The following is a 23388-nucleotide window of genomic DNA, read 5'->3' on the forward strand; positions in this document are numbered from 1 at the left end:
GTCACGACCGGGCCGGGGCGCACCGCCAGGATGTCGCCGCGCACGCCGAAATCCTGCACCGTCTGCTGGAGGTTGAGGGCGTTCTGCTCCAGCACGTCGGCGTCGACTTCCTCGGTGCTGTTCTCATCCGGCAGGGCGAGCAGGCCGAGCGACGGCAACTCGTAGTCGGCGTTCTCGACGCTGGCGATCTCCAGGTGACGGCCGGCCGGGATCAGGTGCGCCCGGGGGGCGACCATCGGCAGGGCGGGGGCAACGGGGGCGGCAGGCGCCTCGACGGGCTCCGGCGCGGGGGCCGCTTCGAAGGCGGGCGCGAGGAAAGCCGGCTCATCCTGCGCGGGCTCGGGCTCCGCCGGGGCGGGCTCGGGCTGCGGCGCCATCTTGCCGCGCAGCAGGACCGTGCGCTGGGTCATCGGGATCACCGCCCGGTCGGCCTCCGGTGCGGACCGGACCGGATCGGTCCCGATCGGGGCAGCCGCTTCCGGCATGGGCACGGACGCGGCCGGCAGAACCGGCGCGGGCACGCTCGGCTGACCGGCGGCGCGGATCGCCGCCCGGGCCGCCATGGCGCAGAGCGCGGGGGCGCGGCGGGACGCCTCGGCGGCGGCCATCGCGGGGGCCGCAGGCTCGGTCGCGGCGCTGCCGGGGCCGAAGACCAGCGCCAGGGCGGGCTTGGCCGGCAGGAACGCGTCGCGGATCGCCGCGGTGTCGTCGGCGTGCAGGCCGTCATCCCGGCCGTTATCCTGCCCATCGGCGGGACGCGGCGGCTGGTCGAACCGCACGAGCCGGTCGAGGACGTAGACCGGGCGCGGCGGCTGCGCGGTCGCACCCGCGTGCATCGGCGGGGCACCGTGCTCGGCCGCCTCGATCACCGGCGCGGCGGCGAGCGCCGCCTCCAGGCCGGCATGGGCGGGCTGGGTCGCCAGCGCGGCCCAGGCCTCCACGGACGACCAGTCGCCCACGTTCCAGTCGCTGCCGTCGAACCAGGGCTGGGCTTCGGACCAATCCGGCAGGTCGGACCAGTCGCGGGCGGGCGCCTCGACCGGACCCTCGGCCGAGGCCTCGGCCGGAATCTCAGCAATGACCGCCTCCGGCACCGCGACCCGGGCGATCGCCGCCGTGGACGCGGACAGCTCGACGCTCGGCCGCACCGGGCGGCGGTCCGGGGTGCGGAAGTAGCGGACGCCCGGGGGCGCGACGAAGGGCTGGCGCCATAGCGGCACCACCGTGCCATCCTCCGCGATCTCGGTCTGCGCGGACTCGGGCATGGCGGCGGCCTCAAGCCGCGCCTGCTCGGCCTGCTCGCGCTCGGCCCGCTCCCGGGCCTCCTGGTGGCGCGCCTCCTGCTCGCGGGCGGCGCGCTCGGTCTCGACGGCCATCGCCGCCGCGTGCGCCTCGGCGCGGGCGCGTTCCAGGGCGACGCGCTCGGCTTCCAGGGCGCGCTGGCGGCGCTCCTGCAGGACCGAATCGGGGGTGCGGGTCCAGCGCGCCGCCGGGGCGGCGGCGGCCTGGACCGGGGACGCGGGGACCGAATCCTCCGGGGCGATCGAGGCCGGCCGGCGCGGCTGGCGCACCAGCACGCCGGGGGTCGAGGCGCCGCGGTCGATCCGGCTCTCGAAGCGCGGCTCGTCGAGGGCGTCGAGGCTCGCCCGGTCGTCGAACACCTGGGCCGGCCAGGCATGGTCGGGGGGTGCCGAGGCGCTGGCGCGCGGGCCGCGCTCGAACCCGTCGCGTCCGACTAGGGCGGCCGGCGCGGTCAGCCAACTCGGCTCCGTCCGGCGGCCGGGGATGGCGTAGCCGGGACGGGCGGGCAGCCCGGCTGGGGAGCCGGACAGGCGCCGGGTCAGGCTCGCCCGCAAGGCCTTCAGCCGATGCGCCAGGGCGCCGAGCGACAGGCCCGAACGGTCGCCGCCGCGGACGGGGCGGGCAGGGTCGCGATGAGAGTACGGAGGCCGTCCCGATGCGCGCATGGGTTCTCGAACGATACTCGAAACAGGGATCCGCCGGTGGCCAGCGGGCTGCCCCGAGTTAGGCCGTTTGTCGTTAACGGAGGCTTTTCAGGGGGCCTCGGTCCGGAAACCACGATGGGATTTTTGGCCTGTTCGGCGGGTGCGTGGGGGGCCATCCAAGTCCGTCATTGCGAGCGCAGCGAAGCAACCCAGGGCAGCGCGCGCTTCCAGAACGGTGCGCTTTTCTGGGTTGCTTCGCTGCGCTCGCAATGACGGTGGAGGGATGTGCGTCGCCAGCGCGGTGCGACGCACCATATGATACCGGCAGCCACCCCTCACCCGGACAGGCGCCCGTGACCCAGCCGATTCCCGAGCCTTCTGCCGACCTCCCGGCGCGCTTTCGATCCCTGTACCGGCACGGCTTCGCCCGGGTGGCGGCCTGCACCGGGCGCAGCCATCCGGGAGATCCAGACCGCAACGCCGATTCGGTGCTCGACCTCGCCCGGACCTGCCACGAGGCCGGGGCGGCCCTCGCGGTCTTCACCGAACTCGGGCTCTCGGCCTACGCGATCGAGGACCTGCTGCTCCAGCAAACCCTGCTCGACGCGGTCGAGGCCGCAGCTGCCCGGGTGATCGCCGAATCGGCCGCCTTGCGCCCCCTGCTGCTGGTCGGCGCGCCCCTGCGCTGGCGCCACCGCATCTACAATTGCGCGCTGGCCATCCAGGGCGGGCGGCTGCTCGGGATCGTCCCAAAAGTCTTCCTGCCGAACTACCGGGAGTTCTACGAGAAGCGCCACTTCGCCTCCGGGGCCGGGATCGTGGGCGAGACCATCCGGGTCGCCGGGCACGAGGCGCCGTTCGGCGCCGACCTGCTGTTTCCCGCCGCGGACCTGCCCGGCCTCGTGGTCGGTGTGGAGATCTGCGAGGATCTGTGGGTGCCGGAATCCCCCGGTATGCGGGCGGCGCTCGCCGGTGCGACGGTGCTGGCCAACCTCTCGGGCAGCCCGATCACGGTGGGCCGGGCCGAATCGCGCGCGCTGCTCTCCCGGGCGGCCTCGATGCGGGGCGCCTGCGCCTATGTCTACGCCGCCGCCGGCCAGGGCGAGTCGACCACAGACCTGTCCTGGGACGGACAGACCAGCATCGACGAGCTGGGCGTGCGGCTCGCCGAGGGCCAGCGCTTCCCCACCGGCCCGGTGGCGACGCTCGCCGACATCGACCTCGACCTGATCGCCCAGGACCGGCTCCAGGCCGGCAGCTTCGACGACAACGTGCCGGGCGCCCCCCTCCCCTATCGCCGCGTCGCCTTCCGGCTCGACCCGCCCCAAAAAAATCTCGGGCTGATCCGGCGGATCGAGCGCTTCCCGTTCGTGCCGGCCGACCCGTCCCGGCTCGCGCAGGATTGCTACGAGGCCTACAACATCCAGGTGGCCGGCCTCGCCCAGCGGCTGGAGGCCACCGGCACCCGCAAGGCGGTGATCGGCGTCTCCGGCGGGCTCGATTCGACCCACGCACTGATCGTGATCGCCAAGGCGTTCGACCGCCTGGGCTATCCGCGCTCGGACATCCTGGCCTACACGCTGCCGGGCTTCGCCACCTCGGACGCCACCAAGGCCAACGCCCACGCGCTGATGCAGGCGCTCGGCTGCACGGCGGGCGAGATCGACATCCGCCCGGCGGCCCGGCAGATGCTCGCCGATATGGGCCACCCCTTCGCCAGGGGCGAGCCGGTCTACGACGTGACCTTCGAGAACGTGCAGGCGGGCCTGCGCACCGATTACCTGTTCCGGCTGGCCAACCAGGCGGGCGGGCTGGTGATCGGCACCGGCGATCTCTCGGAGCTGGCGCTCGGCTGGTGCACCTACGGCGTCGGCGACCAGATGAGCCATTACGCGGTCAATACCGGCGTGCCCAAGACCCTGATCCAGCACCTGATCCGCTGGGTGATCGGCAACCGCGAGGTCGGCGCGGACGCGAACCACATCCTGCAGGCGATCCTCGACACCGAGATCTCCCCCGAGCTGGTGCCGGTGGACCCGAACAATAGCCCGCAGAGCACGGAAGCCGTGATCGGCCCCTACGCGCTCCAGGACTTCAACCTGTTCTACACGCTGCGCTACGGGTTCCGGCCCTCGAAGATCGCGTTCCTGGCGCTGCACGCCTGGGGCGACATCGAGCGCGGCCACTGGGCGCCGGACTTCCCCGAGGCCAAGCGCGTCGCCTATGACCTGCCCGAGATCCGGCGCTGGCTCGGGGTGTTCCTCAACCGGTTCTTCGGCTTCAGCCAGTTCAAGCGCTCGGCCCTGCCCAACGGCCCGAAAGCCTCGGCCGGAGGCTCGCTGTCGCCCCGGGGCGACTGGCGGGCACCGTCGGACGGCTCGGCGCGGATCTGGATCGCGGAGCTGACCCGAAACGTCCCTGAAACGTGACCGTCACAAACTCGGCTGATTGTGCCATTATGGCTACGGTCGAGCCGATTCTTCGCATTGCGATGAGCCGGCAGGTGGGGCGGCCAAGCGGAGGGACTCCGATGCGAAGCTACAACCTGTTCCAGCTCAAGAGCGTGGAAGGCCTCTGCTGCGCGGTGCCGGAGGCCAGCTCCGTGCCGCCGTTCATCGGCGCCGGCCGCTGGACCTTCGGCGGCAAGCTCGACGGCGCCAGCCGGCAGCCCCTGGATTTCGATGACCGGGCCGCCGACACCGCCGTGCGCTTCAACGGCTTCTACCTGTTCCAGACGATGGACCGGCGCTTTATCGCTTGAATAGGCGCCTGTACGGTATCGCAGCCAGGAATTCTTAAGCGCTGGCCGGCAGACTGATCCGCATGACGGATCATCGCAAAGAGACGCGCCAGAGGGTGTTCCTTAAGGGGCGCATCGTCTTCAACAACGGCTCGTCGAGCTTCGACTGCCTGGTCCGTGACCTCTCGGCCTCCGGCGCCCGGCTGGTCCTCAGCGATGCCACGACCCTGCCGCAGGTGTTCGACCTCTATATCCCGCAGAAGGACCGGACCTTCCGGGCCAGCCTGTGCTGGCGCCGGGAGGACGGGATCGGCGTCGTGTTCGAGGAACCGGTGCGTGCCGCCGTGACCGACACCGAGGCCGCCCTGCGGCAGCGGATCGGCGAGCTCGAAGCCGAGAACGCCGCCCTGCGCCGGCTTCTGGCCAGCGCGGCCTGAAGGACCGGGTTTCCAAAGGGCAGGCCCTCTGGCGGGGTTCAGGGCAAGACTCCTGGATCTGGCCCTTGAGGTATCGGGCGAAGCCCGACAGCAGCAGGGCTCTGCCCTGCACCCGCACAAGGTCACGGACCTTGTGAAACCGGGACTTTCAGTGCCCGGCTTCCAGCGCCGTCCGGATGCGCGCGGCGTGCTCGGCCAGCACCGCGTTGTCGGCCATCCCGCCCTCGTGGCGCTTCAGCGGCACGCCCTCGAACCGGGGGATGATGTGGACGTGCAGGTGGAACACGGTCTGCCCGCCCGCCGGCTCGTTGAACTGGAAAACCGTCAGCCCCTCGGCCCGGAACGCTGTCTTCACAGCGCGCGCGACCGTCTGGACGCTCGCGATCAGGGCCGCCAGGGCGGCCGGGTCGGCATCGAGCAGGCCGCGGGACGGCGCTTTCGGGATCACCAGGGTATGGCCCTCGCCCTGGGGCATCACGTCCATGAAGGCCAAGGTGTCCGCATCCTCGTAGACGCGGTGGCACGGGATCTCGCCCCGCAGGATCTTGGCGAAGATGTTGTCGGGGTCGTACTGCGCGTCGGCCATGCGTCCTCCGGGTTTTGCTGACTCGTCTCAGCTTGCACAGGGCACCCCCGCGCGTCCACACGGGAACCCGGGCCGCACGGCAACGCTTTGAGCATCGTCCCGAAAGGTGGTTTCCGGCTTTCGGAAAAAGACGATGCGAATCAAAAAGCTAGCCCATCGGGCCGGTTCCGGCCTCCGGCACGATGGGCTAGACCGTGGCGGCAGCAGGGAGGCCGGGATGGCGCACGAGAGCACGGGGGCGATCTACGCGGCGGCGGGGGCCAACCTCGCCATCGCGGCGGCGAAATTCGTCGGTGGGGCGCTGACCGGCTCGACCGCGATGCTCGCCGAGGGCGTGCACTCGGTGGTCGATACGGCCAACCAGGTTCTGCTGCTGGTCGGCATGAAGCGGGCGAAGAAGCCCGCCGATACCCACCACCCGTTCGGATACGGGCGCGAGATCTACTTCTACGCCTTCGTGGTCGCACTGATGATCTTTCTGGGCGGCGGCGTCTTCGCCATCTACGAGGGCGTCGAGCGGATCCGCCACCCCTCGCCGGACGCGGACGCCCACATCTTCGGCTACACGCTGCCGGGGATCTGGGTGAACGTCGCGATCCTGGGCTTCGCCATCGCGGCCGAGGGCTTCTCCTGGTTCGTGGCGATGCGCCAGTTCTGGGCCGAGAAGGGCCAGAACTCGGCAATGCGGGCGATCCGGCGCAGCAAGGATCCGACCCTGTTCACGATCCTGGCCGAGGACACCGCCGCGCTGATCGGCCTGCTGATCGCGTTGGCGGGCGTCGTCCTGGCCTATTGGCTCGACAGGCCGAGCCTCGACGGCTGGGCCTCGGTGGGGATCGGCCTCGTGCTGGTCGGCATGGCGGTGTTCCTGATGATCGAGACCCACGGCCTGCTGATCGGCGAGGCCGCCGACCCCGCCGTGGTGGCGGCCATCTCCGACCTGGTGCGCGCCGAGCCCGGGGTGCTCCATCTCAACGAGGTCCTGACCCAGCATCTCGGGCCCACCGATATCCTGGTGAATGTCAGCATCGACATGGCCGACGACCTCAGCGCCGGCGAGGTCGAGAGCCTCGTGACCCGCCTCGACCGGGCGCTGAAGCAGCGCAACCCGGATGTGACGCGGGTGTTCATCGAGATCCAGACACAGGCCGATCACGCGGTGCGGGCGGCGGCGTGAGCGGGGCGTGTCCATGCGCCATACGGGCTTAGTTCCATCGCGTGACGCCGCGTGCTGAGCGTTCACGACGACGATGTTCGCGTCCTGGCAGAAGCCGTGATGCGAACGAGCGGCGCCCCCAACCTCACGGCTGCCATCCAGCTCGCCCCGCCGCATGAACTGCGGTGCGCCGAGGATGCCGTCCCCCTGGCCGAACGCGGCGCCGCCCTCCGAGCGTGGCCTCCGGCGGCGGCGGTACGGAAGCCGCAACCACCTCTGCGTAACGACGAACGCGACGCCTTGCGGGGCGCGTGACGCACCCCAAAAACCCGCTCGGCCGCCCCGTCCGATCTGCGCCAGGCTCCGCCCCATAGGCAATCGGACTGCCTTTACCCAGGCAGAGCAGACCGCGGGCGGAGAAAGCACCACAACTGCCTGCGAGCGAAGCCGATTGTCAGAGCCTTCGCGACATAGTCACCGCATGCAGGGCAAAGAATATTTGTCGATATATACAAACAAATACGCGATGTCAGACTTGATACGTTGAATTAACATTTCAAATATAAATTTTAAGGACGCCATGACATAATTATTATACGCGTAAGCTGCCGGACAATAGCGGTGTTCTCTAAATCTACAGCAAAAAGAAACACCATTTATCTTTAACTGAGATATTATTCAGCTACAAAACGACTCTGAGCCGGTCGAAATTATCCGATAAATTTTCATTTGCAGCGACCTTGGAATCACCATCCATGCGCAAGTATTACACTCGCTCTCTGATCCGGATTTTATCGCTGTTGCTCATTGGATGCGGGACGGAAGCTGTCGCCGACCCTGTCAGCCCTGCCGGCTGGACGGCGAATCTACCCCTCGGAGCTTCCCTTCCCGAAGGCCTCTATTTCGTCAACGAGCCCTATTTCCTGGCGCGCACCGGACCGCATCTCGCGCCCGGAATCCGGGAGGTCGACGGACTGGTAAATATCCCGGTCCTTCTCTGGTCGACTCCGGCCACCCTCCTGGGCGGTCATCTCGAAGTGGCCGGTTTCGCCCCGGCGCTCGGGCTCGGCATCAATCCCGGCGCCACCAATGGCACGTCGTCATCCCATGTCAGCATCTACAATCCGGCCGGCCTCGTCGGGCTGGCCTGGTCACTCGGATCAGGATGGTCGTTCGTCAATTGGGTGGGCGGCTTCGCTCCGGTGAGCACCGACATCGGCAACAACATCGGTCTCGGCGGAAACTTCTTCACCTTCGTGGAAATCGCAGCTCTGGCTTTAAATCAAGACAGCTGGAGCCTGAATGCAAACCTCATCTATCTTCACAGTGGATCGAATCTATCGACGGGCATCCACCAGCAGCCCGACACGATCGACGTCGATTTCGCGGTCGTGAAGCACATCGAGAAATTCGAGATCGGCCTCGTCGGCAGCGCCACGACCGATCTCACCGACACCGTGCGCAACCGTTTCGGGGCGGCGCGATCCAGCCAAGTCTCTCTGGGCGGTCTGGTCGGCTATCAGTTCGATACCGTCAACGTGGAAATCCTTGCGACGCGGAGCGTCGCCGCAGCCCATCAGGTCGCCGGGGGTTACGATACCCGCGTCTATGGCAGGATCACGATCCCGCTCTGGAACCCAGCTCCGGCGGAGCAGGCCGCCGTGGTCAAGGCGCGGTACTGATCGTTCGCCCGCCTCTTCATCACCATCACACACGGGATCTGGAGTCCTGCCATGGCGAGCACTGCCGTCGCGTACGAGAACGACGCGCACCCTTACGATCGTCTCCAAGCGGTCATCGACACAACGGTGCGGACCCATGCGGAGCGCAACGATCGCGAGAGCCGCTTCCCGACCGAGACGATAGCAGCGTTGGCCGGGTCCGGCTGGACCGGCGTCCTCAATGCGCCGCACCACGGCGGCCTCGGGCTCGGCCTCGTCGACTTCGCCGAGGCCGCCTACCGCATCGGCCAAGCCGACGCCTCGACCGGTCTGATCTACGTCATGCATGTCGGCGCGGCACAGACGATCAACCTCTACGGCACGGACGATCAGAAGGAGCGCTGGTTGCGCGATTCGCGCGGCGCGGCGCTCGGCACCTATTCCTGCAGCGAGCGGGCCTCCGGCGGCCATTGGTGGTTCAACTTTTCGCAGGCCGGACGCGACGGCCCGGACTACGTCATCAACGCGGAGAAATCCTTCACGACCAGCGCCGGCCATGCCGATTTCTACATCCTGCAGACCCGCTCACCCGACGCCAAGGACCAAGGCGACATCACGTTCTTCATCGTCGACGGGAAGGCGCCCGGCATCACGCCGGGTCCATGGACAGCGCTCGGCGTGCGCGCCAATCATTCCGGCGCCTTGCGCTACGAAGGCGTGACCGTTCAGGCCCGCGACCGCCTCGGCACGGAGAACCAAGGCAAGGAGATCATCTACAATGGCCTGTCCCCGGTCTATCTGATCGGCCTCGGTTCCGTCTGGGAAGGCGTCGCACGGGGCGTGCTCGACAAGGCCATCGCCCACACGCAGGGCTTCGTCCACAAGGACAAGAACAAGAGCCTGTCCGAATATCAGGCGATCCGTCAGGAAATCGCCGCGGCCAAGGTGCTGGTCGAATCCCTGGGGCCCTGGCGCCGACACCTGGCCACGCAACTCGATGCGCTCTGGCGGGCCGGCAAACCGCAGAGCGAGTTGCTGATCGCCCTGACGGAATTCAAGGTTCACGCGGCCGAGGTCGCCAATAAGGCAGCCGCCGCCGCATTGACCGTCACTGGCGGCTATGGCTACGGCGCCGGTCCGATCGAACGGGCCTTTCGCGACGCGCGGGCGGCCATAGCGATGGGTCCGTCCAATGTCCTCGCTCGGGACTGGATCGGCAAGGCCGTCTTCGGACAGCCCCTCGAGCTGTTCTATGAAGGCGGCGAGTGAAGCTTCGGCAGAGATCGGCCAACCACCCGCCACTGTCGTCGTACGGTCGCGCTCTCAATCGGGTCGGTGCGGCGCGAGCGACGGCAGCGCCAAGGCGTCGCTCAGCTCCCCCGCCCGACCTGCGCGAGGCTCAGCGCCCAGACCCGCTCCTGCACGGATTCATCGCGGCTCTCGGCGGATGAGGTCTTGGGCCGGGACCGTGAAAAGTAGCGGCCGGTGACGCCGTCGAGCTCGGGGGCGGTCGCCACGTGGAGCGAGGTCTCGGCGCCCTTGTCGGGCCGGGTCAGGAACGGCCGCATCAGCGACCAGGCGGTGCCGAACAGGCCGCTGGTGTTCTTGGCGAAGCCGGTGTTGATTACCCCCGGATGCAGGGCGTTGACCGTGATGCCGTCGGCCTGCACCCGCCGGGCGAGGGCGTAGGTGAACAGCACGTTGCCGAGCTTGGCCTGGGAATAGGCTCGCATCGCGCCGTAGCGGCGGGCGCCCTCGATGTCGGTGAAGTCGATATGCCCGCGCATATGCGCCGCCGAGGCGACGTTGACGATGCGCGGCTTGCCCCCGGCCACCGCCGAGGCTTTCAGGGTGTCCAACAGTTCCAGCGTCAGCAGCACGTAGCCCAGATGGTCGAGCGCCCAGGTCCGCTCGATGCCGTCGACCGTAAGGTCGCGCCGGTCGAAGATCGCCCCGGCATTGTTCACCAGCCCATCGAGGCGCGGATAGGCGTCGCGCAGCGTCGCGGCGAGCCGGCGGATCTCGGCCTGGGCCGACAGGTCCGCGACATGCGGATCCACGACGGCGCCCGGCACGGACGCGCGGATCCGCTCGGCGCAGGCCCGGGTCTTGCCGGTATCCCGCCCGACGATGGCGACCCGCGCGCCCTCGCGCGCGAGCCCCAACGCCGTCTCGTAACCGATGCCATTGGTCGCCCCGGTGACGAGGCAGACCTTGCCCTGCATCGCGGCGGCCATCGGCCTCAGAACACCGCCTGCCCGACCGCGAAGGCGATGACCACGATCACGATGGCGACCAGCAGGAACAGGCCAAACAGGATGCGCGCCAGCGAGCCCGCGCCCGAGGCGATGCCGGTGAAGCCGAGGCCGCCCGCGATCAGCGAGATCACGAAGCAGATGAGGGCCCATTTCAGCAAGGTCATCGCAACACTCCGGAAGCGCCCGTGGCACGGGCGAACAACAATCGATCCCTCAACCGGCCGCAAGCGAGACCGTTCCGCGTCGATACGGTTCCAACAGCCTTTTATTCTTACGCCGTCTTGGCCACCGGCTGCGCCGGGACGTCGGCGCGCTCCAGCATCATCTCGGCCAGGGTGTGATAGAGCCCGCCGCGGCAGACCGCCTTCGAGGCCGCGTCGGCGATCAGCGCCGCGATCATCAGCGGGATCATCATCGTGTGGTTCTGGGTCATCTCGGTGACGATGACGAAGCTGGTGATCGGCGCCTGGAGCACGCCGGTGAGGTAGGCGACCATCCCGATCAGCACGAGGGCGCCCACCGGCATGTCCGGCAGGAGGGCGTGGACCGTCCCGCCGATCCCGGCCCCCACCGCCAGCGACGGCGCGAACAGGCCGCCCGGGATGCCGCTGATCGAGCTGAGCACTGTGGCGGCGAATTTCAGCGGCGCGTAGGTCCAGCCGGCCACGGTGTCGCCGTGCAGGATCGCCCGGGCCTCCTCGTAGCCGGTGCCGTAGGCGGTGCCGTTCGAGGCGAGCCCGCACAGGGCGACGCACAGGCCGCAGGTCGCCGCGAACACCACCGGCCGCGCCGCGATCAGCCGGCCGGCGGCCCCCGGCAGGCCCCGGGCGAACAGGATGATCAGGCGGCTGAACACCCCGCCGGCGAAGCCGCCCAAGGCGGCCAGCAGCGGCACGATCCAGCCCGCCGCCAGCGGCAGCTCCGCCTGGCTGGTGCCGAAATAGGTGTAGTTGCCCAAGAGCCAGAGGGAGGTGAGGCCCGCCGCCACGATCCCGGCGACGATCAGCCCGGACGAGCGCGCCTCGTAGGCCCGGCCCAGTTCCTCGATGCCGAACACGATGCCGGCGAGCGGGGTGTTGAACGCCGCCGCGACCCCGGCCGCCCCGCCCGCGAGCAGCAGGCCCGGCAGGCGGTCCGGCGTCAGGCGGCCGAAGGCGGCCATGATCGCCGCGCCGACCTGCACGGTCGGCCCCTCGCGGCCGGCGGAGGCGCCGCACAGCAGCCCGAGGAACAGGACCAGCACTTTGCCGCAGGCCACCCGCGGCGAGATCAGCGAGAACCGGAAGCGCGCGTCCCGGGCGTGCCGAGCCGCGATCACCTGCGGGATGCCGGACCCTTGCGAGTTCGGGAACACCGTCCGGGCGAGCAGGGCGGCCAGCGCGAAGCCCGCGGGCGTGAGCACCAGCGCGATCAGCGGCGAGGGCGCGGTGAGCCACCGGAATCCGTCCTGCGCGAGGTCGGCGCCCTTGGCCATCAGCACCGCGGCCAACCCGACGCAGATGCCCCCCGCCAGGAACAGCAGCCGCCCCCGCCAGAGCGGATAGGCCTCCAGCGAGGCCGAGCGCAGGCGCGTGATCGAGCGGCGGTAGCGGGAGCGTTTCGGGCCCGTCGCGTCGGGCTCGCTCGTCGGTGGTGCGTCCCGCATCTCGGTCATCAAAGGGCACTTCGTCCGCTCAGCCGGAACACGCGGTATAGCGTGGCTTGCGGGGAATGGGGCGCCCCTCCCCCCCGCGCGTGGCTACGCTGGCACGGCGCCCACCGTCAGCCGATGCCCGAACACGTCCGCGGCGGCGGCCAGCCGGTCGAGGCCGGTCGGATGATCGGGATCGAGGACGCGCCGCGCCTCCCGCTCATCGACATCGAGCAACTTCGCTAGGGCGACCTTGGACAGGCCCGAGTTGCGCCACAGGACATAGATCGTCGCCTTGGCGGCAAGTGCCGGAGCAAGGGTGATCCGGTGCAACTCCTCGGCCGCAGCGACGGCCGCCGGGGGCGGCTCCAGATCCATGCCGAATTGGATGCGCCCCCGCACCGCGGCGTCCAGGGCCTGCACCATCTCGGCGAGCGCCTCGGCCTCGTCGGCGCCGAACGCGATGGCGTCGGGCATCGCCGCCGCATAGGCTCCGACCGAGCCGTCTTCCTCGCGCTTGAGCGCGACCGCGTAAGTCCAATGAAAATCCATGGTCGGACCTCCGTCCGTGCGAGGGGCCGAAGTGAGACGGGGCGACACGCATGCCTAGAAGGCATCGGGGTCGATCTCCAGCTGCTTCAGGATCCGCTTGACCCAGAGAGGCTTGAGCTCGCCGCTCTGCACGGTGGTGGTCCTGTCGCCGACCTTGACCGTGTAGTGCGATCCCTTGCCCTTATCCTTCAGCAGATCGAAGGCAAGGCCGTTATTCCTCGCGAAGCGCCGCAGATCCCGGATGAGATCCTCTCGCTTCATGCCCCCGACTCCGTTTCGATGGAGGCCAGCATCGGACGTCTCTGTCCGAACATCAAGTCGAGGCGGACATGCATGTCCGATTTTTACGACCTCGTTCGCTGACTGAGCTTCAAGCGGAGCTGCCCAGGCCGGCCCTCACCCCTCCGCCGAGCACAACCGCTCCACCGCCTTCACATAGCCCTTCGCGTCGAACTTCTTCAGCGAGTTCTCGCTCTGGTAGCGGACGGTGCCGAAGATCGGGCGGCGTTGCCAGGGGCGGTCGTGCAGGCCGTACACCCAGGCCACGTTGGTGAAGGAATTCGCGTCGCGCCCGTCCAGGAAGTAGCGGTTGTTGAGCCGGAGCGTGCGGGCAAAGCCCTCCTTCGGCGAGGGCGACCATTCCAGGATCTTCTTGCCCCAGTACATCCGCAGCTGGTTGTGCATGTAGCCGGTCTCGCGCATCTCGCGCATCGCGGCGTTCCAGTAGAGGTCGTGGGTCTCGCCGGCCGCGAGCTGCTCTTCCGAATAGGCGTGCGGGCGCTTGTCGTCGGCCTGCTCGGCCAGGGTCTTGCGGGCCCAGTCCGGGACCGCCTTGTCGTAATCGTCGTAGCCCGCCGTGTAGAACACGTGGTTCATGGCGAGCTCGCGCCGGACGATCAGCTCCTCCAGGTAGGCGCCGCGATCGTCGTCATCGCCGGCCTTGGCCGCCCGCACCGCCAGGGCGATCTCCACGGGCGAGATCTGGCCGAAATGCAGGAACGGGCTCATGTGCGAGGCGGCTGCGGCCTCCGGCCTGTTGCGGCCGTTGCCGTAGCCCTCGAACCCGTCCTTGAGGAACGCCTTCAGGCGCTTGCGGGCCTCGGTCTCGCCGCCGATGAACCGCTTCACCGGCCCGACCACCCGGTCGAGGCTCATGCCGGCGAGCACCGCCTCCGGGTCGGAGACGTCGATCTCGCCCTCCGGCGTCGCGGCTTTCGCGGCATGCTTGAGCTTGCGCGGCTTCAGGTCGGCGATGAACGGATCCCAGAGGCGGTTCAGCTTCGGCCGGAGCGTCCGGGCGGCGAATTCGTGCTTGTTCGAGGCGGTTTCCACGGGCACGACCACATCGCCCTCGACCTGGACGATCCGGGTCGTCACCGCCTTCGCGATCTCCCGGTACCAGCCCTTCTGGATGGCGAGGTAGCCCCGGTCCAGCACCAGAAGCGCCGCCGCCTCGGCCAGATCGATGGCGATCTTGGCCGGCGCGCATTTGCGCATCACGAAGCCGATTCCGCGCTTCTCCAGGCCGGCCTTCGCATCCGCGAGGCCCTGGAGCAGGAAGGCGTAATGCCGGGCATTGGCTTCCGGGAAACCGCTCTTGCCGTCGAGCAGGCCGAAGCAGGCGACCACCGGCAGGTCGAGGCGGTTCGCCTCCTCGATCGCGAACTCGAGCGCCGGATTGAACTGGGCCCGGTTGGCCTGCTGCAGGAGATACAGGACATAGCGCCCGTCTTTCCGCGGCTCGACATCGTTGAGAACCCGGATCCGCTCACCCTGGATCGCCATATCCGTATGCATTCCTTTTCCGAGATCCGACAGGGACTTGGCCGGAAAGCTAGAGCGCGTACCGAATTCGTCCGTTCGGCGGCCCGTTATGAAATGCCGCAGTGAAATTATCCGCCGCAACGGACGCGGTGCAGCGAAACCCGGAGTTCCCAAGGGTTTACGGTGAGATTTGCCGAACGATCGGCCTCGAAATCTGCCTGACGAACCCTCGAAACGGCTGCGACATTTTAAACACATCCGCACTGTGATCCGTCCTGAGCCGGTCAAAAGGACAGCCTTTCTGTCCGAACGGCCTTGTAATTTTCTGCGATGCGCGCAGATTGTGCAGCGCGGGATGGCGATGGCGTCGCGATCCCGCTGCCCTTCTTGGGCGTTTCCTCCCTAGACTTCGGGCCGCTCCTTCGGGAGTGGCCTTTTTTCTTGTCCGGCTCCCTCTGTCACCAGAGCGCGGCCGCAGCGCTGGCCCTGGGCCGCGCGGAACGCCATGCTGGCGCCGAGCGCCGGGACAGGCGCCGGGAGGGAATGCCATGAGGATGTTTTCGCGCGCGCTGCCGGCGCTCGCCTGCCTGCTCGCCCTTGCAGGCCCCGCTGCGGCTGCGGATGTGCCGCGCTTCCAAGTCGATCCGTCCTGGCCGAAGCCCCTGCCGAACGACTGGATCCTGGGCCAGGCGTCGGGCGTCGCCGTCGACGCGCAGGACCATGTCTGGGTGATCCAGCGGCCCCGCACGCTCACCGACGACGAGAAGGCTGCGAGCCTCGATCCGCCGCGCAGCAAGTGCTGCAAGCCCGCCCCGCCGGTGCTGGAATTCGCCCAGGACGGCACCCTGCTGCGCAGCTGGGGCGGCCCGGGCGAGGGCTACGACTGGCCGACCAACGAGCACGGCATCCAGATCGACGAGAAAGGCTTCGTCTGGATCGCCGGCAACGGCGACCAGGACGGCCAGCTCCTGAAGTTCACGCCGGAGGGCAAGTTCGTGCTGCAGATCGGCAAGTCCGGGCCGCAAACCGACAGCCGCGACACCAGCCGCCTGGGCAAGCCCGCCAACGTCGATTTCGACGGGGCGGCCAACGAGGTCTACGTGGCGGACGGCTACTACAACCACCGCCTCATCGTGTTCGACCGGGACACCGGGGCGTTCAAGCGGATGTGGGGCGCCTACGGCAAGCCGCCCACCGACGACAAGCTCGGCCCCTACGATCCGGCCGCCGCCCCGCGCCAGCAATTCGCCAACCCGGTCCATTGCGTGCGCATCGCCCATGACGGGCTAATCTATGTCTGCGACCGGACCAACAACCGGATCCAGGTGTTCCAGAAGGACGGCAGCTTCGTGAAGGAGTTTTTCGTCGAGGCGAACACCCGGGCCAACGGCTCGGTCTGGGAGCTGGCCCTGTGGCCGGACGCCGACGAGACCTACCTGCTCAACGCCGACGGGGCCAACAACGAGGTCCGCACCCTCGAGCGCGCCACCGGCGCCACGGTCGGCGCCTTCGGCCGGAACGGCCGCATGGCGGGGCAGTTCCACTGGGTCCACAATCTCGCGGTCGATTCCAAGGGCAACGTGTTCACCACCGAGGTCGACACCGGCAAACGGGCGCAGAAGTTCTTAGCATTGGGGAATTTCGTGCTGCGCAAGCGGGTGCCTTAAAATCCGACTCGGATCGATAACACGGCCGGGCGGCGCGGCGGCACATCCGACGCCCGAAGCCGAGGCCCGCAAATCCGCCTGACCCGGCTTCCGTCGGAGCGAGGGCGGCATCGGTCGCGCTGCGCCGCGCCAGCCGACGGCACGGTGCGTGCCGCATCGGCTTTCGCGCGCTCGGCAGGATGAAGCTTCTCGACAGCGCCTTTTCGATACCGATGCTGCATCAATCCCGGGCTTACCTCCACGATAGCCGAATCCGAATTTTTGCATACAGCTATTGCTTGACATATTTATAGTGAATTAATAATTTTCGACGACCATCCAGCGAATCCAGTTCGATTATCAATATCAAACCGCATGTAAATCCGACGGAGACGGCTAATGAACAGGATAAATTTCAAACAAATACTTATCCTTTTAATATTCGTTCCTCTGACGGGATTTATTGGCCTATCTTTTTATTCACTGGAACAGCGATACGCCGGCATGATCGCCGACCGCATCGGAAAGGTCAGGGCCGTCAACGAAGCCTCGATCGGAATCGCGGCAGACCTCGAAAGAGATGTCGTCAGCGGGAGACTGACCCGCGATGCGGCGATCGCCGATTTCCGCAAGCGGCTGAACGCGATGCGGTTCGACGGCGACAATTTTGTTGCCGCCTATGGTTGGGACGGGATCAACATCGCCCAGCCGATCAAGCCCGAATTCGTCGGGAAGAACATGATCGATCTCAAGGATGCGGCCGGTACGCCGCTCGTGCGGCGCTGGATCGAGATCGCCCGCTCCGGAACGCCCGGAACGATGCGCTATCCGTTCGCCAAGGCCGGGCTGCCTGATCCGCAACCGAAGATCGGGCATATTCAGGCGTTCGCGCCGTGGCAGATGTTCGTCATCAGCGGCGTCTACATCGATGACGTCGATGCGGAGTACTGGAAACAGGCGCAGATCATTGGCGCCATCTCCGGGACCATCATCCTGGTCGTTGCCTTACTCGGGCTGGCGTGCTGGCTGTCCATCGCGAAGGGCCTGTCCCGTCTGACCCAGGCGACCACGAAACTGGCCAACAACGATTTCGAGATCGCCATCCCGGGCACGAACCGCACGGACGAGATCGGCGCCATTGCCCGCGCCATCGACATCTTCCGCCGCGGCCTGATCGAGCGCCGGAGCCTGACCGAGGCACAATTGGCCGCCAAAGAGATCGAAGGGCGGCGCTCAAGCCAGATCGGGGAGGCGATGCAGGATTTTGAGGCGAGCTTCGCCGGCGTCCGCACCGAGGTCGATGCCGCGGCGGCGGATCTGTCCACGACCGCACGCTCGCTCATGGATACCGCCGCCGCAACCGCAACTCAGAGTTCCACCGTCGCCACGGCCGCGGAGCACGCGTCCGGCAACGTCGAGACCGTCGCGGCGGCGGCCGAGGAACTTGGGTCGTCGGTGATGGAGATCGGGCGTCAGGCGGACGGTTCGGCCACGCTGGTGCGGCTCGCCGTGGCAGAGGCCGACGAGACCAGGGCCCGGGTGCAGGCACTCAATGCGGCTGTGTCCCGCATTGGCGACGTAGTCGGACTGATCTCCACCATCGCCGGCCAGACCAACCTGTTGGCGCTGAACGCCACCATTGAGGCGGCCCGCGCTGGCGAGGCCGGACGCGGCTTCGCGGTCGTCGCCAGCGAGGTCAAGGACCTTGCGGGTCAGACCGCGAAGGCGACGGAGGAGATCACTGCGCAGATCGGCCACGTCCAAGCGTCCACAGATCAGGCCGCAACGGCGATCGAAGGGATCACGGCGCGCATTCGAGAGATCAACAGCGTTGCGACATCGATCGCCGCCGCCGTGGAGCAGCAAGGGGCGGCCACGCAGGAGATCGTGCGCAACGTATCCCGGGCAGCCGAACGGACAGCCGAGGTCACGAGCCATAGCGCGGGCCTGGCCGATTCGGCCGAGGAAACAGGAACGGCCGCGACCCGGGTGCTGGGATCGGCCTCCGAGCTGTCTCGCCAATCCGAGCATCTGGCGCGCGAGGTCGTCCGCTTCCTGGCGACCGTCCGGGCGGCGTGAGGATCCTCCTGCGCCGGGCCTCGCGGCCTCTGCGATCTCGGAGTTGGGAAGGATGAGCCACGAGAGGAGGCGACGCCGGGTCTCAGGGTCTCGACCACGATCTCTGATATCGACTGCCGGCGCAGGCATTGGCGGCCTCGACCGGAACGGTCACTTGGCAGGTCGGTCCTGCCGGGTCCACGACCGCACGGTCGAGGCCGGTGAGCGAGTTCAGAAGTTCTTGGCGGTGGAGAATTTCGTGCTGCGCAAGCGGGCGCCGTGAGGGCGGATCGGCCGGATGGCCCGGGGCCCCGGCGCGTCCTCGTTCTCGGCGGCACCGGCACGATCGGCCGGGCGACGGTGCGGGCGCTGGCGGCGCGCGGTCACGCGGTCGTCTGCCTCGTCAGGCGACGCGACCCGTCAGGGCCGGCGGATCCCGTCCCGTGGCCCGCGGGCGTGACCGCGCGGGTCGCGGACGTGACCGATCCGGCATCGCTGGCGCGCGACGGCATCCGCGGCGAGGCTTTCGACGTGATGGTCTCGTGTCTCGCCTCGCGCACCGGATTGCCCGACGACGCCTGGGCGATCGATTATCAGGCGCAGGTGAACGCGCTGGAGGCCGCCAAGGCGGCCGGCGTCACGCAGGTCATCCTGCTCTCGGCGATCTGCGTCCAGAAGCCGGTCCTCGCCTTCCAGCACGCCAAGCTGGCGTTCGAGCGGGCGCTGATGCAATCGGGGCTCGCCTACACGATCGTGCGGCCGACCGCCTTCTTCAAATCCCTCTCGGGGCAGATCGATCGCGTGATGCGCGGCAAGCCGTTCCTGGTGTTCGGCGACGGCCTGCTGACCGCGTGCAAGCCGATCAGCGACGACGATCTGGGCAGCTATCTCGCCGACTGTATCGACGCCGAGGACCGGCGCAATCGCGTCCTCCCGATCGGGGGGCCGGGCGAGGCGATCACCCCGAAGGCGCAGGGCGAGCACCTGTTCGCCCTGCTCGGGCGCGAGCCGCGCTTCCGGCATGTGCCGGTGAGGCTGCTGGACGGGATCATCGCCGTTCTGTCCACCCTCGGGCGGTGGGTCCCGGCCCTGGCCGCCAAGGCCGAGCTCGCCCGCATCGGGCGCTACTACGCCACGGAGTCGATGCTCGTGCTGGATCCGGCTACGGGGCGGTACGATGCTCGCGCCACGCCATCGACGGGCACAGAAACCCTGTTCGCCTATTACGCGCGCGTCGTCCGGGGCGAGACCACCGCCGAGCGCGGCGACCACGCCGTGTTCTGACGCCCCCGATCGGCTCCCGTCAGCGCACCGCGCTCGCCCCCGCCCGGCTCGACGCCAGCGCCGCCGCCTTGCCGCCGGCCGCATAGAGGTTAATCCGGGAATAGACCCCGAATTCCGAGCCGTCGTCGAGGAAGCCGCCACCGGGGCCCTGCGTCTCGGTCAGGATGGCGTTGGCCTCATCGAGCGTGAGCGACGGGAAGGCCGCGGTCAGGAGGTGGCCCGCCTCCGGGGCGATTGTGCCGACATCCTCCCGGGCGTTGGTGGTGGCGTCATGCACGACAGGCAACCCGTAGGTCTGGGTCGCCTCGTAGAAGACGGCGTTGGCGGCCGGGTCCTTGAACCGGCCTGTATCCTGCGCCGCGCAGGAAGCCACCGTGCCGCCGCAGCCGGCCTTGAGCGCGTCGGTCATGGCCGCGCGGGCTTCCTTCAGGAGCGCCGGGTAATCGGTCACGCCGACCCGCTTGTCCGCATCGGCCGCGTTCGCGTCGATCACCGCCGGGTTCTTCCGAATCTGGCCGACATAGGCCGGATCGTTGGCGAGCAGATGCGCCACCGCGTGGAGCGAGGTCGTGCGGCCGCCGATCACGTCCATGGCGTAATGCGCCCCGACGATGATCCGGTCGTTGCCGTATTCGGCGGCGCGGGCAATCATCTGCTGGTAGCGCTCCGGCACCAGCAGGGCGAGGATCAGCGACTCGGTGTAGCCGTAGGTGGTGTGCCCGCTGGGATAGGACGGGCTGTCGACGAGATCCTGCTTCGGGCCGCGCAGCCAGTCGAGGGAATGGGACGCCGCGCCGAAATAATCCGCGCCCCGGTAGGCCCGGAGCGCCGGCAGGGTCTGAAACGGGCGCGAATTGCCGAACCGGTCGGCCCCGGGGCTGCCCGCCGGGCGGCCATAGGCCTTGCCGAACACGTCGGTGACGGTGCCGTTCGTGAGCAGCGCGCCGGCCTCGGCCGAGACCGGATGCTTGCCGTTGGTGGTGCCGTTGGCGAAGAAGTATTTGCCGGCATTCGAATCCGACTTGGTGACGTTGTTGGTGTAGCCGATCAGGTCGGCCACCGTCGGCGCGACGCTGGTGAAGGTCTTATAATCGCTGTAGCGCGCCCGAGCCTGATAGGCGGCGGCGAGCGTCGTGCCGAGGCCGTCGGCGAGGCCGGTGGCGTTGCCGTCGGTGATGAAGCAGTCGCGCAGGGCAAGCTGTTGCTGCTCGGGGAAGGGCAGCAGGATCGGCTGCTTGAGGGTGCCGGCCTGGATATCGCCGGTCACCCGCAGGTTGGCGTCGAGCGCCGCCTTGCCCTCCGGGCTCCCCTGCAGCCGGGCGACCGGCGCCAGGCCGCGCAGGGCGGTGAGGTTGGCGGGCGATTGCGCCAGCGCGTGGAGCGGCAGGGCCGTCCCGAGCAGCGCAAGGCCGAGTCTCAAGGTCCCGATCATGCCGTCTCCTTCCCCGGTCGAGGCGCCCCGCGAGGACGCTGAACAGCACTGAGAGCCGGGTTCCCAAAGGGCTCCAGCCCTTTGGCGGGGTATCGGGGCAGAGCCTCGATGAAGGGAAGGGCTCCGCCCTTCACCCGCAAAAGGTCGTCGACCTTTTGAAACCAGGATTTGTCGAGTCCGCTATCCCCGTGCCCGAGCCCGGATCATGAAGTTGTCGTAGGTGTATTCGGCGACCTGAAACCAGAGATATTCCTCGTTCCGGAAGGTCCGCATCGCCTCGTAGACCCGGCGGAAATCCGCGTTCTTGGCGGCGATCTCGGCATAGACGTCGTTGGCGTTCTTGAGCGCGCCCTCCATCACGTCCTGCGGGAACGGCCGCAGCTGGGCGCCGCCGGCGACCAGCCGGCGCAGGGCCTGCGGATTGCGGGCATCGTACTTGGCCTGAACCTCGGCCCCGACCTCAGCGGCCGCCGAGCGCAGGATCGCCTGGTAGCTCTTGGGCAGCGCCTTCCACTTCTCGGCGTTGAACCAGAAGTGCAGCATCGCGCCGCCCTCCCAGAAGCCGGGATAATGGTAGACCGGCGCGACCTTCTGCAGGCCGAGCCGCTCGTCGTCGTAGGGACCGATCCACTCGGCGGCGTCGAGCTTCTTCGATTCCAGCGCCTGGTAGATCTCGGGGCCGGGGGTGGCCTGCGGCTGGACCCCGAACTTGGCGAGCACCTGCCCGCCCATGCCGCCGATGCGGAACTTCAGGCCCTGGAGGTCGGCGAGGCTCTTGATCTCGCGCCGGAACCAGCCGCCCATCTGCGCGCCGGTATTGCCCCCGGGCAGGCAGACCAGCCCGGATTTGGCGAACACCTCGGAAAACAGGTCGGCGGCGCCCCCCGCCTGCCACCACGCAGCGGCGCCCCGCGCATTGAGGCCGAACGGGATCGCGGTGGCGAGCGCGAAGGTCGGGTCCTTGGCCTGGCCGAGGGTCGCCGGGCCGTGGCCCATCTCGACGGTGCCGGCCGACACGGCGTCGAGCAGGGTCTCGGCCGGGACCGGCTCGCCGGGCCCGAGCACCTGGATCTGGAAGCGGTTGTCGGTCGCCTCGGCGACGATCCGGCCGAGCGCTTCGGGAGCGCCGAACAAGATGTCGAGGTTCTTGGCGTAGGCCGAGGACAGGCGCCAGCGCAGCTCGGGGGCGCCCTGCGCCAGTGCGGGCGCGGCCAGCGGCCCGGCCATCGCCGCGCCGAGCCCGGCGGTCAGGACCGCGCGACGGGTTCCGGCGGCCCGGGCGGGCGCATCATGGGGCTCGTCCAACGGCATCTCGTCTCAGCGTGTCCAATCCGGCCGGCGGAGAATGGGCGCGCAGGTAGCACGTCCGCGCTGGTTCTCGAAGAGCGGGCACCGCGACGCCGTCGCGCCTCGAAACGGCGCGACGCCCATGATACCCGCCCGACCATGCGATCCGAGCCCGAAGCCGCCTTGCCCGAAGCTGCCTTGCCCGAAGTCACTTCGCCTGAAGTCACCCTGCACACCGTCTGCGGCCTGGAGGAGCTGGCCGGCCACGGTGCGCGCGGCGTCAGCCACGTCCTGTCCCTGCTCGATCCCGGGACGCCCGAGCCTGCGGCCTTCGCCAGCTACGGCGCCCATGCCCGCACGACGCTGCACTTCCACGACTGTCTCGGCCCCGGCGACGGCCTCGTGCCGCCCGAGCCCGAGCATGTCGCCACGATCCTGCGCTTCGGACGCGACCTAGACGGCGCCGGCCACCTCCTGGTCCATTGCCATTACGGCCTGTCGCGCTCGACCGCGGCGCTGCTGATGCTGTTCGCCCAGGCCGAGCCGGAGACTCCGGCCGACGCCCTGGTCGCCCGCCTCCACGCCCTGCGCGAGCCGGCTTGGCCCAACGCCCGGATGATCGGCTTCGCGGACGCCATGCTTGGCCGGGAGGGCCGGCTCAGCGAGGCGGTCCGCCAGCTCCACGCGCTCCAGCTGCGGGTCCGGCCGCACCTCGCCGAGTTGCTGCGCGGGCTCGGACGCGGTGCCGAGGTCGATGCGGCTGAGCGGGGGTAGAATTTTTCGGATCGATACCGCGGTGATCCAATTCTCCCCCTCATCCTTGTAAGTCAGTCGGCGTCCGATCTGGTAAGGTCGGATCCGCGGCGACGGGCAGGACCCCGGCTCATCCTGGGGCACTGAAGCCCGCACCTCAGCTTGGGAGCCTGCCCGTTCCTTCCACGACCCCGGACA

20 protein-coding genes are annotated in these 23388 nt (G+C 68.6%); 10 read left to right on the forward strand and 10 right to left on the reverse strand.

The genetic code is table 11. From position 1 onward, the window contains the following. On the reverse strand, nucleotides 1-1967 hold a 1967-nt coding region (locus MKL09_RS23860; RefSeq protein ID WP_279606087.1), incomplete at its 3' end, for a DNA translocase FtsK. Between the two features lie 332 nt (nucleotides 1968-2299). Between MKL09_RS23860 and MKL09_RS23865 the strand changes: the two genes are divergently transcribed. The 3 genes from MKL09_RS23865 to MKL09_RS23875 all read left to right on the forward strand — a co-directional run bounded on the left by MKL09_RS23865 (nucleotide 2300) and on the right by MKL09_RS23875 (nucleotide 5123). Continuing rightward, complete coding sequence (locus MKL09_RS23865; protein WP_409566979.1) at nucleotides 2300-4375, forward strand: NAD(+) synthase; 2076 nt, start codon at nucleotides 2300-2302, stop codon at nucleotides 4373-4375. Between the two features lie 101 nt (nucleotides 4376-4476). Next, nucleotides 4477-4707, forward strand: coding sequence for a hypothetical protein (locus MKL09_RS23870; protein ID WP_244024359.1), 231 nt, complete (start codon nucleotides 4477-4479; stop codon nucleotides 4705-4707). Between the two features lie 62 nt (nucleotides 4708-4769). Continuing rightward, nucleotides 4770-5123, forward strand: a complete 354-nt coding sequence (locus tag MKL09_RS23875) for a PilZ domain-containing protein (protein WP_244024361.1) — start codon at nucleotides 4770-4772, stop codon at nucleotides 5121-5123. 148 nt (nucleotides 5124-5271) lie between these two features. On the opposite strand, the gene MKL09_RS23880 is transcribed toward MKL09_RS23875, so the two are convergent. Further along, the gene (locus tag MKL09_RS23880; protein ID WP_244024363.1) at nucleotides 5272-5709 is read right to left on the reverse strand and encodes an HIT family protein; all 438 of its coding nucleotides are present in this window, start codon (nucleotides 5707-5709) and stop codon (nucleotides 5272-5274) included. A 217-nt stretch (nucleotides 5710-5926) separates the two neighbouring features. Here MKL09_RS23880 and MKL09_RS23885 point away from each other — a divergent pair, with 217 nt between their 5' ends. The 3 genes from MKL09_RS23885 (at nucleotide 5927) to MKL09_RS23895 (ending at nucleotide 9795) form a co-directional block, all read left to right on the forward strand. Continuing rightward, the gene (locus MKL09_RS23885; protein WP_244024365.1) at nucleotides 5927-6886 is read left to right on the forward strand and encodes a cation diffusion facilitator family transporter; all 960 of its coding nucleotides are present in this window, start codon (nucleotides 5927-5929) and stop codon (nucleotides 6884-6886) included. Nucleotides 6887-7620: 734 nt separating this feature from the next. Beyond that, nucleotides 7621-8547 carry a transporter gene (locus MKL09_RS23890; RefSeq protein ID WP_244024367.1) on the forward strand — a complete coding sequence of 309 codons (927 nt, stop codon included), beginning with the start codon at nucleotides 7621-7623 and terminating at the stop codon, nucleotides 8545-8547. Between the two features lie 51 nt (nucleotides 8548-8598). Further along, a complete protein-coding gene (locus tag MKL09_RS23895) occupies nucleotides 8599-9795 on the forward strand; it encodes an acyl-CoA dehydrogenase family protein (protein WP_244024369.1) in 1197 nt (398 codons plus the stop codon). 101 nt (nucleotides 9796-9896) lie between these two features. Here MKL09_RS23895 and MKL09_RS23900 read toward each other — a convergent pair whose 3' ends face one another. The 6 genes from MKL09_RS23900 to MKL09_RS23925 form a co-directional block, all read right to left on the reverse strand. Then, complete coding sequence (locus tag MKL09_RS23900) at nucleotides 9897-10751, reverse strand: SDR family oxidoreductase (protein ID WP_244024388.1); 855 nt, start codon at nucleotides 10749-10751, stop codon at nucleotides 9897-9899. Nucleotides 10752-10768: 17 nt separating this feature from the next. Next, entirely contained in the window at nucleotides 10769-10948 is a 180-nt protein-coding gene (locus tag MKL09_RS23905) for a DUF1328 domain-containing protein (RefSeq protein WP_007566531.1), read from the reverse strand. A gap of 107 nt (nucleotides 10949-11055) precedes the next feature. Continuing rightward, entirely contained in the window at nucleotides 11056-12429 is a 1374-nt protein-coding gene (locus MKL09_RS23910; protein WP_244024390.1) for a chloride channel protein, read from the reverse strand. A gap of 93 nt (nucleotides 12430-12522) precedes the next feature. After that, on the reverse strand, nucleotides 12523-12966 hold the full coding sequence (locus MKL09_RS23915; protein WP_244024371.1) for a type II toxin-antitoxin system HicB family antitoxin: 444 nt from the start codon (nucleotides 12964-12966) through the stop codon (nucleotides 12523-12525). Between the two features lie 54 nt (nucleotides 12967-13020). Beyond that, the gene (locus MKL09_RS23920; protein ID WP_244024373.1) at nucleotides 13021-13227 is read right to left on the reverse strand and encodes a hypothetical protein; all 207 of its coding nucleotides are present in this window, start codon (nucleotides 13225-13227) and stop codon (nucleotides 13021-13023) included. 135 nt (nucleotides 13228-13362) lie between these two features. Continuing rightward, nucleotides 13363-14751 (reverse strand): deoxyribodipyrimidine photo-lyase, encoded by a 1389-nt coding sequence (locus tag MKL09_RS23925; RefSeq protein WP_244024392.1) that lies wholly within the window; start codon nucleotides 14749-14751, stop codon nucleotides 13363-13365. A gap of 527 nt (nucleotides 14752-15278) precedes the next feature. Here MKL09_RS23925 and MKL09_RS23930 point away from each other — a divergent pair. The 3 genes from MKL09_RS23930 to MKL09_RS23940 all read left to right on the forward strand — a co-directional run bounded on the left by MKL09_RS23930 (nucleotide 15279) and on the right by MKL09_RS23940 (nucleotide 19718). After that, nucleotides 15279-16397: a hypothetical protein gene (locus MKL09_RS23930; protein WP_244024374.1), complete on the forward strand. Its 1119-nt coding sequence runs from the start codon at nucleotides 15279-15281 to the stop codon at nucleotides 16395-16397. A gap of 483 nt (nucleotides 16398-16880) precedes the next feature. Further along, on the forward strand, nucleotides 16881-18455 hold the full coding sequence (locus MKL09_RS23935) for a methyl-accepting chemotaxis protein (RefSeq protein ID WP_244024376.1): 1575 nt from the start codon (nucleotides 16881-16883) through the stop codon (nucleotides 18453-18455). A 258-nt stretch (nucleotides 18456-18713) separates the two neighbouring features. Beyond that, on the forward strand, nucleotides 18714-19718 hold the full coding sequence (locus MKL09_RS23940; protein ID WP_244024379.1) for an NAD(P)H-binding protein: 1005 nt from the start codon (nucleotides 18714-18716) through the stop codon (nucleotides 19716-19718). 19 nt (nucleotides 19719-19737) lie between these two features. On the opposite strand, the gene MKL09_RS23945 is transcribed toward MKL09_RS23940, so the two are convergent. Both MKL09_RS23945 and MKL09_RS23950 read right to left on the reverse strand, forming a co-directional pair. Beyond that, nucleotides 19738-21150 (reverse strand): phosphatase PAP2 family protein, encoded by a 1413-nt coding sequence (locus tag MKL09_RS23945; protein ID WP_244024380.1) that lies wholly within the window; start codon nucleotides 21148-21150, stop codon nucleotides 19738-19740. 180 nt (nucleotides 21151-21330) lie between these two features. After that, nucleotides 21331-22377 (reverse strand): TRAP transporter substrate-binding protein, encoded by a 1047-nt coding sequence (locus MKL09_RS23950; protein ID WP_409566980.1) that lies wholly within the window; start codon nucleotides 22375-22377, stop codon nucleotides 21331-21333. A gap of 219 nt (nucleotides 22378-22596) precedes the next feature. On the opposite strand from MKL09_RS23950, the gene MKL09_RS23955 reads away from it, so the two are divergent. Then, nucleotides 22597-23211: a tyrosine phosphatase family protein gene (locus tag MKL09_RS23955; protein WP_244024384.1), complete on the forward strand. Its 615-nt coding sequence runs from the start codon at nucleotides 22597-22599 to the stop codon at nucleotides 23209-23211. Nucleotides 23212-23388 lie beyond the last annotated feature (177 nt).

The sequence above is a fragment of the Methylobacterium sp. J-048 genome, assembly GCF_022829515.1.
GTDB lineage: Bacteria > Pseudomonadota > Alphaproteobacteria > Rhizobiales > Beijerinckiaceae > Methylobacterium.